This is a genomic window from Pelomonas baiyunensis, from assembly GCF_043555935.1.
GTDB classification, from domain to species: domain Bacteria; phylum Pseudomonadota; class Gammaproteobacteria; order Burkholderiales; family Burkholderiaceae_C; genus Pelomonas; species Pelomonas baiyunensis.
Genome location: NZ_JBIGIB010000003.1, coordinates 319,917 through 334,216 on the forward strand (window position 1 = coordinate 319,917; position 14,300 = coordinate 334,216).

A 14,300-nucleotide genomic window follows, 5' to 3' on the forward strand; every position below is an offset into this window, starting at 1 on the left:
CGACACGCTCATGGACATCTCGCGCTTTTTCATCGACCGGCCGCGCTTCGCGACCGTGTTGTCCCTCTTCATCTTCCTGATCGGCGCGCTGGCGATTCCGCTGCTGCCGGTGTCGGAGTACCCCGAGGTCGCGCCGCCGCAGGTGGTGGTGCGCGCCCAGTACCCGGGTGCCAACCCGCGCGTGATCTCTGAAACCGTGGCCACGCCGCTGGAGGAGCAGATCAACGGCCTGGAAAACGTTCTCTACTTCGAGAGCCAGGCCACGGGCGACGGCGGCATGACGCTGACCGTCACCTTCAAGATCGGCACGCACCCCGAGGCCGCCGAAACCGCGGTGCAGAACCGCGTGAACCGCGCGCTGCCGCGCCTGCCCGACATCGTGCGCCAGATCGGCGTGACGACCGAAAAGGCCGCGTCCAACCTGACCATGGTGGTTCACCTCGTCAGCCCCGACAACTCGCGCGACGCGCTGTACCTGCGCAACTACGGCTCGCTCAATGTGCGGGACGAACTGCTGCGCGTGCCCGGCATGGGCTCGGTGCTGAGCTTCGGCGCGGGCGACTACGCCATGCGCATCTGGCTGGACCCGCAAAAGCTCAGCAGCCGCAACATGACGGCGTCTGAGGTGGTGGGCGCCATCCGCGAGCAGAACACGCAGGTGGCCGCCGGCGTGGTGGGCGCCTCGCCCGCCCCGAAGGGCACGGACTTCCAGCTCGCCATCAACGCCCAAGGGCGCCTGGCCAGTGAGGAGGAGTTCGGCAACATCATCGTCCGCACCGAGCCCAAGACCGGCGCCTTCGTGCGCGTGAAGGATGTGGGCCGCGTCGAGATCAGCGCCAACAGCTACGCGCTGCGCAGCCTGCTGAACAACAAGGAAGCTGCGGCCATCGCCATCTTCCAGGCGCCGGGCTCCAACGCGCTGGCCATCTCGGAGAACGTGCGCAAGACGATGGAGCGCTTGAAGCCCAGCTTCCCGGCGGGCGTCGATTACGCCATCGTGTACGACCCCACCCGCTTCGTGCAGACCTCCATCGAGAAGGTCGTGCACACGCTGTTCGAGGCCGTGGCCTTGGTGGTGCTGGTGGTCATCGTGTTCCTGCAAACCTGGCGCGCGTCCATCATTCCGCTGGTGGCGGTGCCGGTGTCCATCGTCGGCACGTTCGCCGTGCTGCTGGCGCTGGGCTTCTCCATCAACACGCTGACGCTGTTCGGCCTGGTGCTGGCCATCGGCATCGTGGTGGACGACGCCATCGTGGTGGTGGAAAACGTCGAGCGCAACATTCAGGACGGCCTCACGCCGCACGACGCGACCGTGAAGGCCATGCAGGAGGTGTCGGGCCCCATCATCGCCATCGCGTTGGTGCTGTGCGCGGTGTTCATTCCGCTGACGCTGGTGCCGGGCCTGTCGGGCCAGTTCTACAAGCAGTTCGCGGTCACCATCGCCATCTCCACGGTGATCTCGGCCTTCAACTCGCTGACGCTCTCGCCCGCGCTGGCCGCCATCCTGCTGCGCCCGCATGACGCGCCCAAGGACGCGCTGATGCGCGGCATGGACACGCTGTTCGGCCCGTTCTTCCGGTGGTTCAACCGCTTCTTCCACCGCCGCTCGGAGGGCTACGGCCGCGGCGTCACGGGCATCCTCAAGCGCAAGTCGCTGGCGCTCATCGTCTACGCGCTGCTGCTGGGCGCCACGGCGCTGATCTTCACGCGCATTCCCAGCGGCTTCGTGCCCGCGCCGGACAAGCAGTACCTGATCGGCGTGGCCCAGCTGCCCGCCGGCGCCAGCCTGGACCGCACCGAAGAAGTCATCCGCCAGATGAGCGCTATCGCGCTCAAGGTGCCGGGCATCCAGGACTCGGTGGCCTTCCCCGGCCTGTCGGTGGCGGGCTTCTCGGCCTCGCCCAACGAAGGCATCGTGTTCTTCGGCCTGGAAGACTTCGACAAGCGCACCGGCCGCGACAAGAGCAAGGAAGCCATCCTCGGCGCGGTCAACGGCGCCATCCAGCAAATCCAGGGCGCGCGCATGTTCGTCGTGCCGCCGCCGCCGGTGGACGGCCTGGGTATTGCGGGCGGCTTCAAGATCCAGGTGCAGGACCGCAGCAGCCAGGGCGAGCAAGCCCTGTACGGCGCGGCCTGGGGGTCGCTGGGCCAGATCTACGGCAACCCCAACACCAGCATCGGCACGCCGTACTCCAACTACGACATCAACGTGCCCCAGCTGTTCGCCAACGTCGACCGCGTGAAGGCCAAGCAGATGGGCGTGCCGCTGGGCTCCATCTACGACACGCTGCAGATCAACCTCGGCTCGCTGTACGTCAACGACTTCACCAAGTTCGGCAAGACCTACCAGGTCATCGTGCAGGCCGACGCGCCCTTCCGCGCCAAGGCGGAGGACGTGACCCAGCTCAAGACCCGCAACGACGCCGGTCAGATGGTGCCGCTGGGTTCGCTGATGAGCGTGGAGCCGACCTTCGGCCCCACCCGCGTCACGCGCTACAACGGCTTCCCATCGGCCGACATCAACGGCGCGCCCAAGCCCGGCTTTTCGTCGGGCCAGGCCGAGGCCGAGATCGAGCGCATCTTGAAGACCCTGCCGCGCGGCTTCGGCTACGAGTTCACCGACCTCAGCTACCAAGACCGCCTGACCCGCAGCGTCACGCTGCCGGTGCTCAACGTGCAGGTGCCCACGCTGGCCGCGGTGCTCGCGTTCTCGGTGCTGCTGGTGGTGCTGGTGCTGGCGGCGCAGTACGAAAGCTGGAGCCTGCCGCTGGCCATCATCCTGATCGTGCCGATGTGCATCTTGTCGGCGCTGTTCGGCGTGTGGCTGTCGCACCTGCCGCCCTTCATGCAGTCGGGCGACCTGAACATCTTCACGCAGGTGGCGCTGGTGGTGCTGGTGGGGCTGGCGTGCAAGAACGCCATCCTGATCGTGGAGTTCGCCAAGGAACTGGAAGAGCAGGGCCGCTCGGTGGCCGATGCCGTCATCGAGGCCTGCCGTCTGCGGCTGCGCCCCATCCTGATGACCTCCATCGCGTTCTGCGCCGGCGTCATTCCGCTGATCCTGGGCAGCGGTGCCGGCAGCGAAATGCGCCGCGCCATGGGCATTGCCGTGTTCAGCGGCATGCTGGGCGTGACCTTCTTCGGCATCTTCCTCACGCCGGTGTTCTACGCGCTGCTGCGCAAGGGCACCGAGAAGCGCCGCGCCCGTGCGGCCGCCCTGCGCGCCCAGGTCGACGCCTCGGCCCACGCCTTCCACCCTGGCATTGACGATGAAAAGGAGGGCCACTGACATGCTCGTCCGCTTGACCCCTCTTGCCCTCGCCGCAGCCCTGGTGGGTTGCGCAGCGCCCCCCCTGTCGAACGGGCCGATTTACGTCGCGCCCAAGGAGTTCAGCGGCGTGCCCGCCAGCGCGGCCGCAGGTGCGCCGCAACTCGCCCAGGCCTTTGCGGAACCCGCGCCGTTTGATGGCGCCTTGAAGGACGTGCTCGCCCACAACCGCGACCTGCGCGCCGCCGCCGCACGCCTGAAGCAGGCCGAAAGCCTGGCCGACGCGGCCGGTGCCCGCCGCCTGCCCTCGGTCAGTGCCGGCGCCAACGCCAGCCGCCAGCGCGCGCCCAACGACCAGGGACAGTTCAACAACTTCAACAGCTACGGGGTGAACGCCACCGCCGGCTGGGAAGTGGACCTCTGGGGCCGCGTGGCCGCCACCGCCCAGGCAGCGGGTTATGACGCCCAAAGCGCCGCGCTGGACCGCGACGCCGCCCAGCTCAGCCTGGCCCACGCCGCGCTCAACCTGCAGGCCCAGCTCATCGGCCTGGGCCATCGCCTCAAGCTCGCCAAAGAAACCTTGGCGGTGCAGAACCAGGTGCTGGACCTGGTGAAGGCCCGCGTGGGCGCCGGCCGCGGCACCGCGGTGGACCAAGCCCGCGCCGAGGCGCTGGTGGCGCAAACCTCGGCCAGCGTGCCGGCCCTGCGCAACGCTGCCTGCCTCACTCGCCTGCAGCTGGACGTGCTGCGCGGCCAGCCCCCGGCGGACTGCGAGAAAGCCGACAGCGACCCGCTGCCCGCCATGCCCGCGCCGCGCCTCATCAGCCTGGGCACCTTGCCCGACCCGCAAGCGCTGCTGGAGGCCCGGCCCGACCTGCGCGCCGCCAACATCCGCGCCAAGGCCGCCGCGTCGCGCGCCCAGGTGGCCTGGGCCGCGCGTTGGCCCATGCTGGGCCTGACCGGCCAGATCGGCTGGAGCGCCGGCAGCAGCGGTGACCTGTTCAAGAGCGCCACGCAGATTCACTCCATCGCCGGCGCGCTGAACTGGAACTTCCTGGACTTCGGCGCCCGCAAGGCCGAGGAAAGCGCCGCCCGCGCCGCCTTCGACGCGGCCGTTGCGGCGGCCGAGCAGGCCCAGCTGACGGCGCTGCAAGACGCCCAGGGCAGCCTCTCCACGCTGCGCGAGACCGAGCAGCAGGCCGCCGCCCAAGCCACGGCCGCCGAGGCCGCGCAGCGGGCCCGGGACCTGGCGCTGAAGCGCTACGAAGCCGGCGTGACCGACTTCTACGCGCTGCTCAGCGCCGAGCAGGAGCGCCTGGCCGCGGCGGACGCGCTCATCCAGGTGCAAACCGCCCGCGCCACCGCGTTGCTGGGCGTGCACAAGGCGTTTGCCGCCCAGCTGACGGCCACGGCCCGCTGAGCGGGCGCCGTCAGCGCACGCCGCGCAAGGCGCTGCCGCTGGCGCCGCGCGTGATGGGGCAGTTCACGACGATGGCGGTCACCTCCACCGCCACGTCGCCCCGCGCCTCGGCGGCCAGCACGGCTTCTTCCGACCGCAGCTCCTGCGGCGTGGCGCCCGGCCGCCAGCGCACCAGCGCCAGCCGCCACAGCGGGCTGTAGTTCGGGTCCGGCGTGGCGGCACCCACGGCGTTGGGGCCGGAGGCGAACACGCTGATCTGTGCCGCGTCGGCGAACTTGTAGACCCGCTCGGTGATGGAGGCGCGGCCAGCGCCCAGCGCATCGGCCAGGCGCGGCACGTGGTTCACGCCGGCCAGCGCGGCCATGGCGGCGTCGGAGATGTCCGTCGTCACGTACTCCACGCGGTGCCCCTCCACCCACGCCAGCTGCTTGGGCAACACCACCTCGTCACGGCCGGGCGCGGCGCAGCCGCCGAGCAAAACTGTCCAGGTGAGGGACAAGGCCGCGAGGGCCGAGCGGGGGGCGCAGTGCAGGTGAACCATGGGCAGCAGTCGGGGCCAGGGCTGCGGCCATTACACCGGAAGGCCGGTGCACCGCCGCCGCGGCCGGGTCTTCAGCGCCAATAGCGGGGGTAGGTCCGCCCGGTGGCGCGGTGGTACAGCACCGCCACTCCCACCAGCACCAGGGCGCCGAACAAGGTTGGGAACAGCAGGAAGCTCCAGGTCGGTGCCGCGAGGAACACGATGATGGGGTTGGACCCGGCCGGTGGGTGCAGCGTGCCGCTGAGCATCATCAATGCGGCCGACGCGGCGGCGGCACCCGCCAGCGCCCACCAGCTGGGCCCGAAGGCCGCCAGCGCCGCCAGCCCCACGGCCGTGCAGATGACATGGCCGCCGATGACGCTGCGTGGCTGCGAGAAATGCAGCTCCGGGAAGGTGAACACCATCACCGCGGTGGAGCCGAACGAGCCCAGCAGCAACAGCGTGTGGGCCTGGAACGAGCACCAGCCCAACACCGCGATCACGGTGAACACGCCCGCGCAGGCCAGCAGCCCGCTGTGCAGCGACACGCGCGGTGCGGCCGAGGGTTGGGCCAGCGCGTGGCGAACGGCCCGAGCCCAGCGCGGCGCGCGCAAGCCCGAAGCGGGCGCGGGGTCGGACGGTGGGGCGACGTCGTTCATGGGCGCCGTGGATTGTGGCGGACGCTGGGCCCGCGGGTTGAACCGCTCAGGCGATCAGGCGCTTGGGCGTTTAGGCGTTTAGGCGTTTAGGCGATCAAGCCGAGCTGCCTGCCGCCGTGCGGGGCAGCGCATCCAGCTCGCCCGACTCCCGCGCCTTGCGGCCGTACACCGCCTCGAACAGCGGCGTGGCCATCACGGTGGTCACCACCGCCATCAGCACCAGCATCGAGAACAGCGCCGGGCCGATGATGCCCTTCTGCAAGCCGATGTTGATGATGATCAGCTCCATCAGCCCGCGCGAGTTCATCAGTGCGCCGATGCCCAGGGCGGTGCGGTTGTCTTCGCCCGCCAGGCGCGCGGCCAGGTAGCAGGCGCCGAACTTGGCCAGCACCGACACCAGCAGCACCCCCAGCGCAATCAGCAGCAGCTCGGCGGAATTGATCATGTCCAGCCGCGTGTTCAGGCCCGAGTAGGTGAAGAACATCGGCAGCAGCAGCACCACGGCCAGCGGCTCGACCTTCTTCTTCAGCTCCTCCGCAAACAGCCCGCGCGGCATGACCGCGCCCAGGATGAAGCCGCCAAAGATGGAGTGGATGCCCACCGCGTCCATGATGAACGCCGACAGGCAGAACAGCGCCATCGTGATGCCCAGCACCGTGGTGCTCATGTGGCCCTCGCGCTCCACGATGCGGCCCAGCGGCGCCAGCAGCCGGCGGCCGAAGAGCATGATGAAGGTGGCGTACAGCACCCCGCCGCCAATCGCCAGCACCGCCACGCCCGGGCCGGCGCCGAAGGCAGCCAGCACCACCGCCAGCACGCACCACGACACCGCGTCGTCAAACGCGCCCGCCGTCAGCGACAGCGTGCCCAGCGAGGTGTTCGCCAGGCCGCGCTCGTTGATGATGCGCGCCAGCATCGGGAAGGCCGTGAGCGCGATGCACGCGCCCATGAACAGCGTGGCATTGGCGGTGGAAATGCCCTCGGCGAACAGGCCCGGCACGGTCAGCAGCAGCGGCGTGATCAGGAACGCCATAAAGAACGGCGCCGTGATGCCCGCCACCGACACCCCGATGGCGCTGCGCGCCTTGGTGGCGAAGTGGTCCAGCCGCAGCGTGGTGCCCACCAGGAACATGTACAGCCCCACGCCCAGCTGCGCGCCGGTGTACAGCACGTTGCGCATTTCCTTCGGAAAGATGGCGGCCTGCACCTCGGGCGCCAGCATGCCGAACAGCGACGGGCCCAGCAGCACGCCCGCAATCATTTCGCCCACCACCTGCGGCTGCGCCAGGAACTTGCGGCCGGCCCAGCCCACCACGCGGCAGGCCAGCAGGATGATGGCCAGCTGCAGGAAGAAGCGGATGCTGAAGTCGCCCGGCGAGTAGGTGTGCGCCACGGCTGGGGCGGCGGGGCCGTGCTTGGCGAACACATCGGCCAACACGGCCAGCAGGTCGAAATCCATCGGGTAAGCCTTGTGGTCTGTCAGGCGCTGTCGCCGGCCAGTGCGCCCAGCGGTGGGTTGGCGACAACGTTGTCTCGTTCTGATCCCGGTCAAAGAGACCAGCGGTTGTGCACTGTGCCAGCCGGGGTTGCGCTGTCCATCGGCATGAACCTCTTTGTGCCGACGTACCTACCTTGCGTTTGCCGCATTGCAGGCAGGTAGGTACATTCGCCGGCCATGAAGCTCCTGAGCAGCCGTGACTTCAACCGCGACGTGAGCCACGCCAAGCGCGCCGCGCAGGTGGAGCCCGTGCTCATCACCGACCGCGGCCAGCCCACGCACGTGCTGATGAGCATTGCCGAATACCGCCGCCTCACCGGCGAGGGCGAAAGCATCCTGGACCTGCTGGCCCAGCCCGATGCCGTGGCGTTGGAGGCCGGCGACCTGGCCCCCGACGGCGCCTGGGACCACCGGGAACCGCTGTGATGTACCTGCTGGACACCGGCATCGTGCTGGAACTGCGCAAGGCCCGTGCCGCCCCGGCCGACGCCGGCCTGGCCGCCTGGGCGGCGGGCCTGCCGCGCCAGAAGCTGTTCATCTCGGCACTCACGCTGCTGGAGATAGAAACCGCCGCCGCCCGCCTGGCACGCCGGGACCGCGCCGCCGGCCTGGCCCTGCGCGACTGGATCGACAACCGCGTGATGCCCGCTTTCGAGGGCCGCGTGCTGCCGGTCGACGCGGCGGTGGTGCGCCGCCGCGCGCAGCTGCCCTACGCCAACACCCGCGACGGCCTGCTGGCCGCCACCGCGCTGGAGCACAGCCTCACCTTCGTCACCCACCGCGTCTCGGCCTTCCGCGCCGGCCGCGTGAAGCTGCTCAACCCGTCCGGCTACGTGGCCCAGCCCAGCGAGGACGACGAAGACTGGGCGCACGGCGCGCAAACCGGCCACCAGTGGCTCAAGAACCTGTATACCCGCGCATGACCCACAAGCGACGAATCCTCATCGTCGGCGGCGGCACGGCCGGCTGGCTGACGGCGGCTTACCTGGCCCGCCACCTGCGCCTGGCCGAGCGGCCGCACCTGGAAGTGACCGTGCTGGAGTCGCCCGACATCGGCATCGTCGGCGTGGGCGAGGGCACTTTCCCCACCATCCGCAACACGCTGCAGTTCCTGGGCATCGACGAGGCCCGCTTCATCCGCGAGACCTCGGCCACGCTGAAGCAGGGCATCCGCTTCATGGACTGGGCGCACGCCCCGGCGGCTGACGGCACGCGGCACGCGTTCTTCCACCCGTTCGAGGCGCCGTACTTCGCGGACGACCTCAACCTCGTGCCCTACTGGCTGCTGCAAGACGCCGCCACGCGCCGGCCGTTTGCCGAGGCCATGACGCTGCAGGCCCGCGTGGCCCAGGCCCAGCGCGCGCCCAAGCGGGCCGGCGAGGCGCCGTTTGCCGCGCCGCTGAACTACGCCTACCACTTCGACGCCTACAAGCTCGCCCGGCTGCTGGCCGAGCGGGCGCGCGAGCTGGGCGTGCGCCACACCGAAGGCGAGGTGACCGACGTGGTGCTGGACGCCACCGGCGCCATCTCGCACCTGCACACCGCGCAGCACGGCCGCTTCGAGGCGGACTTGTACGTGGATTGCACCGGCTTTCGCGCGCAGCTCATCGGCGCGGCGCTGGGCAGCCCCTTCACCTCGGTGCGGCACCAGCTGTTCGTGGACCGGGCGCTGGCCTGCAAGCTGCCGCTGGCGGCCGACGCGCCGATGGAAAGCAGCACCGTCGCCACCGCGCACGAGGCCGGCTGGCTGTGGGAGATCGGCCTGAACGGCGCGCGCGGCATCGGCTGCGTGTACTCCAGCCAGCACCTCAGCGACGAGCGCGCGGCCGACCTGCTGCGCGCCTACTGCGGCCCCGAGCTGGACGCCGCCGCCGTGCGCAGCATCCCGTTCGAGCCCGGCTACCGCGAGCAGCAGTGGGTCAAGAACTGCGTGGCGGTGGGGCTGTCCGCCGGCTTCCTGGAGCCGCTGGAAGCCACCGGCCTGGTGCTGGTGGAAGCGGCGGTGGGCATGGTGGCCGAGATGCTGCCGCACAGCGGCCCCATCCACGCGCCGGCGCGCCGCTTCAACCAGCTGATGACGGCCCGCTTCGAGAACATCATCAACTTCCTGAAGCTGCACTACGCCGTCAGCCAGCGGCCTGAGCCCTTCTGGCGCGACAACGCCGCGCCCGCCACGCTGCCCGAACGCCTGGCCGGCCTGCTGGACGAATGGCGCCTGCGCCCGCCCGGCCGCTTCGACTTCGTGCTGGACACCGAAACGTTTGCCTTCTTCAACTACCAGTACATCCTGTACGGCATGGGCTTCGAGACCGACCTGCAGGCCGGCCGCGACGACTTCCCCCGCGCAGAGGACGCGGCCAAGGTGTTCGCCAAGATCCAGCGCTTTGCCGACCGCGCCGTGGCCGACCTGCCGTCGCACCGCGCGCTGATCCAGCAGATCAACGCGGCGCGTTGACGGTCGTCGGACGGTTCCCGCCCTCGCCACCCCTGTCGGGCTCAGCAGGCGCGCGCAGCCACACCAGCGCCGCCAGCGCCGTGCCCGCCAGCGCGGCCGACCACACCAGCACCTCCGTGCCCCGCGCCGCCCACAGCAGGCCGAACAGCCACGGCGCCAGCGCCTGCGCCAGGCGTGCCGGCAGCATCAGCCAACCCTGCCGCTGGCCGTAGCCCGCCACGCCGAACAGCGCCAACGGCAGCGTGCCCTTCGTGATGGTCAAGATGCCGTTGCCCGCGCCGTGCAGCAGCGTGAAGGCCGCCGCTGCGGGCACGCCGAACACCGCCAACAGCACGGCCCCCAGCGGGTGGGCCAGTGCCGCCAGCCGGGCCGACTGCAGCGGGTGCAGCCGCCGCAGCGCGCCGAACTCCAGCAGCCGCCCCGCCACCTGTGCGGGCCCCACCAACGCGGCCAGCGCGATCACCGTGCCGGGCGCAGCGCCCACCGCCGCCAGCAGGCTGGGCAGGTGCGCCGCCAGCGCGGTGCTGATGAACAAGGTGACGGCGAACACCCACGACAGCGCCACCACGGTGCCCAACCGTGGCTGCGGCGGGGTGGCCGCGGGCAGCGCCATCGTGGCGGGCGCGGGCGCTCCGGGGGAGGTGTTCGGTGCGGTGGCCGGCTCGTCGGAGGGCCGGCCCGGCGTGCGCGGCAGCGCCGCGTTCAACGGCAGGCCCACCGCCAGGTGCAGCACCGCCCAGGTGGCGCAGGCGCCGCGCCAGCCCCACGCGTGTTCCAGCGCGGCGGTGAGCGGCCAGCCCACGGTGCTGGCAAAGCCGCCCAGCAGCGTGATGCCGGTGATGGGCCCGCGCGCCTCGGCGCCGTACAGCCGCACCAGCGCAGCGAACGCGCCTTCGTACAAGCCACTGCCCATGCCCACGCCCAGCACCGCCCAGGCCAGGTACAGCCACAAGGCGTTGGGCGCGGCCGCCAGCAACAGCAGGCCCAGCGCGAACACGCCGCTGGTGGCCATCAACACCGGGCGCCCGCCGTGGCGGTCGATCTGCCGGCCCGCGTGCGGCCCCACCAGGGCCGACACCCCCAGCGCGGCCGAGAACGCGCCGAACACCGCCGGCTCGCTGATGCCCAGCTCGGCCGCCATGGGCCGCGCCAGCAGCGCGGGCAGGTAGAAGGACGACGCCCAGGCCAGCGTCTGCGCGCCGCCCAGCCGCGCCACCACGGGCCAGCGGGCGCGCGGCGGGGGTGTGGGCGTGGCGGTCGGGCCGGTCATGCGCCGATTGTGGGCGCGGTGGACGCCCAGAATCGGCTCTATGCGGGCTCAACACGGGCTCAAGATCGGCCCGGCCAGGGCCTGCCGTCAGGTCGTGGGCGCGTCTTCCGCCTGCGGCAGCTCGGACGGGTCCGGGTGCTCGCGCAGCATGGCGTTCAACAGGTCGATCTGCATGATCCAGTCGCCATCGTCCGCGCGCCATTGCTGGGTCAGGAAGGCCTTCTGGCTCGGCGTCCAGAACGGCGCTTCAGCCAGGTTCAACGTGGTGGGCAGCGGGCGGTGCCGGCGCACGAACAGCCGAACCTCGGCCGGCGAATCCGGCAGGCCCAGCTGGGCGAACAGGTCTTCCAGGCTGCGGTGGGTGGTGGTGTCCATGGGCACTCCTTTCAATCGAGAAGGAGTGCAAGGTACGGCCCGGTGCGGGCCGGCCGTGTCAGCCAAGGCCGCACGGCGCTGTCGGCCCTGTCGGTGCTTCACCGGGGCGGCAAGGGCCGGCGTGCAGACCCGGCGGCGGCGGGCACCGCCCCGGGGCGCGCGGCGCTCAGTTGCCGCCGCAGCCCACCGAGTCAGCCTGCGTCACCACGCTGCCCGGCGGCACGCTGCGGGTCAGCCACACGTTGCCGCCGATCACCGAGCCGCGGCCGATGGTGATGCGGCCCAGCACCGTGGCGCCGGCGTAGATCACCACTTCGTCCTCCACCACCGGGTGGCGGGGCTGGCCCTTCACGGCGTGGCCCTCGTCGTCGGTGCGGATGCTCTTGGCCCCCAGCGTGACGTTTTGGTAGATGCGCACCCGCTCGCCCAGGATGGCCGTCTCACCGATGACGACACCCGTGCCGTGGTCGATGAAGCAGCCCCGCCCGATGGTGGCGCCGGGGTGGATGTCGATGCCGGTTTCGGCATGCGCCAACTCCGCCACCACGCGGGCCAGCAGCGGCAGACCCAGCGCATACAGCTCATGCGCCAGCCGGTGGCTGATCAGCGCGCGCACGCCGGGGTAGCACAGCAGCACCTCGTCCACGCTGCGCGCGGCCGGGTCGCCCTGGTAGGCGGCCAGCACGTCGCTGTCCAGCAGCACGCGAATCTTGGGCAGCGTCAGCAAAAAGCGGTTGGCCAGGTCGGCCGCGTCCGCCGCCGGGGCGTCGTCACCGCGCTGGCGGGCGTGGTGGCGCAGTTCCAGCGCGGCCTGCTGGCGCAGCGTCGTCATGGCCGCGCCGAGGGTGTGGCCGACGTAGAAGTCTTCGTTGTCTGGCCGCAGCGTGGGCGGGCCCAGCCGCATCGGGAACAGCGCGCCCGACAAACACTGCACCATGCCGGCCAGCAACTCGCGCGAGGGCAGTTCGCGGCCGTCCACACCGCGGCGGTGGGCGTCGCGCCACTGGCGGCGGGCGCTGCGCAGGGCGTCGACAACGGCGCTGAGTTCATCGCCAGGCGCCGGGGTGGGCGCGGGCGGAATGGCAGGGGCAGTGCTCATGGGAAACGAGTATAGGAAGCCCCCTGTGCCCCGGCCGTGCCAAGGCTTTCGTGGCGGGGGTCAGGGTGAGGCTCAGGCGAGCCGCACAACGTCGCCGCAGGCGATGGCGCCGGTTTGCAGCACCCGCGCTGTCATGCCGCCGTGGCCGCGCATCGCGGCATAGCCGCCCGGCCCCAGCACCTCTTCCATGCGCGAGCACGGCGCGCACGGCCCCACCAACTCCAGCACCGCGTCGCCCACGCGCAGCGGCACTTTCTTCAGCGACAGCAGGTTGATGCCCGACACCACCAGGTTGCGCCGCAGGTCCAGCGGGTCGACCGCTTCGCGGCGCACCCAGGCGGCAATCAGCGGCAGGTGCTCCCGCTGGATCAGCGTGACCTGGCGCGTGGACAGCTCCGCCTCGCCGCGCCGGCCCAGCCGGTCGTCCGCCAGGCCGATGCCCGCCAGCGCGACGGTGCGCTCCACCCGCCGGGCCGGGTCGCGCGGCGCGCCGCGCACGATGATGGTTTCAAGCCGCCCTTCGAGGTGGGCCGGGGGAATCATCAAGTCGCGCACACTTTTCATCGGCGCGAGGGTAGCGCGGCCGGGCGGTAAATTGGCAAAAAGCTGTGATTGCATACAGTATTATGCGCAGCGGTTTTCCCGCTCTCGCCTGGACCGATGCGCACCGAACCCTTCTCCGTGACGGACCCTGATGCCCTGCAGGCCTTGCGCGCGCTGGCGCCGTTCGCGCCGGGGGTTGTGCCTGGGGGGGATGAAGCTTGGGCCGCCGAGCCTGCGGAGGCTTGGGGCGCTGACTGGTCCCGCCGCCTGGAGGCCGGTCTGAGCCCGCTGCTGCGCCGCGCCGAGGGTGCCCCGGCCGGCGCGCCGCGTGACCTCGCCTTCGGCCGCGAGCACGCCCACGGCAACTGCGCGGTGGAGCGCATGAAGTCCACCCCGCGCTTTCGCGAGAGCTGGTGGGCCGGGCGCCGCGCCGTGGTGCTGGCACGGGCCGTGTCGGGCTGGACTTACGACGCCGGCCGGCCCGAGCACTGGGTCGTCCACGCACCCCACGGCCAGCCGTTGTGCCTGGCGGCGCTGTGGCAAGAACGCCCGGGCGCTGAGCTCGACAGTGAGCTCGACGTTCAGTTCGACGTTGAGGGCCGCGGGCCGTTGGAGTTCGCCTGGCTCACCCAGCCCGCCGGCGCCCACCCGGTGTTTGCCCGCTGGGGTGCGCCCGACGGCCCGCGCCGCATGCCCGCGCTGCTGGCGCCCGAGCATCTGGCCCTGTGGCTGGACGGCAGCCTGCAAGACGCCGAGCGCGCGCTGGCCCGCAGTGCCGGCCAGCCGTTGGTGGCCCACCCGCAAGCCCCGGCCACCCGCCCGCGCCGCGAACCGCGCAGCTGGGCCGCCGTGCCCGACATGTTTGCGTACGAATGGCACGTGACGGCCTGTGAGGCGCATCCGCCGCGCCGCAGCCGGCCGGCCCGCACCCCCACCGGCCCGGGCGCAGACGGCCCAGCCCCCATCTCCGGCTCGCTGTTCTAGCACGCTACCCCGGCAGTTGCCGTGGCCCCGTCGGGCCTCACGGCTTGGGGGGGCTGGCCGGCAGCGAGCCAGCCCCCATTTTTTGAGCTTTTTTGGGGGCAGGTGCGCACGCCTTGGCACCGCATGCGCCCTCGTGCGGTGGGGCGGTGCGCCCGCAGCCGCGCGCTGGCGGGAAAATACGCGGTTGTTCTCTCTGCCTGATGCACCGA

General features: G+C 71.2%; 13 protein-coding genes. 6 read left to right on the forward strand and 7 right to left on the reverse strand.

Annotated elements, in window-relative coordinates; genetic code table 11:
- The first annotated feature begins 10 nt into the window (after positions 1–10).
- The gene (locus tag ACG01O_RS11895) at positions 11–3,289 is read left to right on the forward strand and encodes an efflux RND transporter permease subunit (RefSeq protein WP_394384784.1); all 3,279 of its coding nucleotides are present in this window, start codon (positions 11–13) and stop codon (positions 3,287–3,289) included.
- Position 3,290: 1 nt separating this feature from the next.
- Positions 3,291–4,688, forward strand: coding sequence for a TolC family protein (locus ACG01O_RS11900; RefSeq protein ID WP_394384786.1), 1,398 nt, complete (start codon positions 3,291–3,293; stop codon positions 4,686–4,688).
- Positions 4,689–4,698: 10 nt separating this feature from the next.
- Here the strand turns inward: ACG01O_RS11900 and ACG01O_RS11905 are convergent, their stop codons facing one another.
- From ACG01O_RS11905 to ACG01O_RS11915, 3 genes are all read right to left on the reverse strand, one after another.
- On the reverse strand, positions 4,699–5,229 hold the full coding sequence (locus ACG01O_RS11905) for a DUF7482 domain-containing protein (protein WP_394384788.1): 531 nt from the start codon (positions 5,227–5,229) through the stop codon (positions 4,699–4,701).
- Between the two features lie 71 nt (positions 5,230–5,300).
- Positions 5,301–5,867, reverse strand: coding sequence for an HPP family protein (locus tag ACG01O_RS11910; RefSeq protein ID WP_394384789.1), 567 nt, complete (start codon positions 5,865–5,867; stop codon positions 5,301–5,303).
- Between the two features lie 94 nt (positions 5,868–5,961).
- Positions 5,962–7,326 carry a cation:proton antiporter gene (locus ACG01O_RS11915; RefSeq protein WP_394384791.1) on the reverse strand — a complete coding sequence of 455 codons (1,365 nt, stop codon included), beginning with the start codon at positions 7,324–7,326 and terminating at the stop codon, positions 5,962–5,964.
- A gap of 216 nt (positions 7,327–7,542) precedes the next feature.
- On the opposite strand from ACG01O_RS11915, the gene ACG01O_RS11920 reads away from it, so the two are divergent.
- From ACG01O_RS11920 to ACG01O_RS11930, 3 genes are read left to right on the forward strand one after another with little or no spacing between them, the layout of a single operon-like run.
- Positions 7,543–7,791 (forward strand): type II toxin-antitoxin system Phd/YefM family antitoxin, encoded by a 249-nt coding sequence (locus ACG01O_RS11920; RefSeq protein ID WP_394384793.1) that lies wholly within the window; start codon positions 7,543–7,545, stop codon positions 7,789–7,791.
- Complete coding sequence (locus tag ACG01O_RS11925) at positions 7,791–8,288, forward strand: PIN domain-containing protein (protein WP_394384795.1); 498 nt, start codon at positions 7,791–7,793, stop codon at positions 8,286–8,288. The genes ACG01O_RS11920 and ACG01O_RS11925 overlap by 1 nt, the downstream gene beginning before the upstream one ends.
- On the forward strand, positions 8,285–9,820 hold the full coding sequence (locus tag ACG01O_RS11930; RefSeq protein WP_394384797.1) for a tryptophan halogenase family protein: 1,536 nt from the start codon (positions 8,285–8,287) through the stop codon (positions 9,818–9,820). Before ACG01O_RS11925 ends, ACG01O_RS11930 begins: the two co-directional genes overlap by 4 nt.
- Here the strand turns inward: ACG01O_RS11930 and ACG01O_RS11935 are convergent.
- The 4 genes from ACG01O_RS11935 to ACG01O_RS11950 all read right to left on the reverse strand — a co-directional run bounded on the left by ACG01O_RS11935 (position 9,804) and on the right by ACG01O_RS11950 (position 13,128).
- Complete coding sequence (locus tag ACG01O_RS11935; protein WP_394384799.1) at positions 9,804–11,090, reverse strand: MFS transporter; 1,287 nt, start codon at positions 11,088–11,090, stop codon at positions 9,804–9,806. The two genes, ACG01O_RS11930 and ACG01O_RS11935, sit on opposite strands and share 17 nt — an antisense overlap.
- 87 nt (positions 11,091–11,177) lie before the next feature.
- Positions 11,178–11,465 (reverse strand): DUF2789 family protein, encoded by a 288-nt coding sequence (locus ACG01O_RS11940; protein ID WP_394384801.1) that lies wholly within the window; start codon positions 11,463–11,465, stop codon positions 11,178–11,180.
- Between the two features lie 166 nt (positions 11,466–11,631).
- Positions 11,632–12,564 (reverse strand): serine O-acetyltransferase EpsC, encoded by a 933-nt coding sequence (gene epsC, locus ACG01O_RS11945; protein WP_394384803.1) that lies wholly within the window; start codon positions 12,562–12,564, stop codon positions 11,632–11,634.
- Between the two features lie 72 nt (positions 12,565–12,636).
- Positions 12,637–13,128: an MOSC domain-containing protein gene (locus ACG01O_RS11950; protein ID WP_394384804.1), complete on the reverse strand. Its 492-nt coding sequence runs from the start codon at positions 13,126–13,128 to the stop codon at positions 12,637–12,639.
- Positions 13,129–13,245: 117 nt separating this feature from the next.
- On the opposite strand from ACG01O_RS11950, the gene ACG01O_RS11955 reads away from it, so the two are divergent.
- Entirely contained in the window at positions 13,246–14,091 is an 846-nt protein-coding gene (locus ACG01O_RS11955; protein WP_394384806.1) for an SOS response-associated peptidase family protein, read from the forward strand.
- The last annotated feature ends 209 nt before the right edge of the window (positions 14,092–14,300 follow it).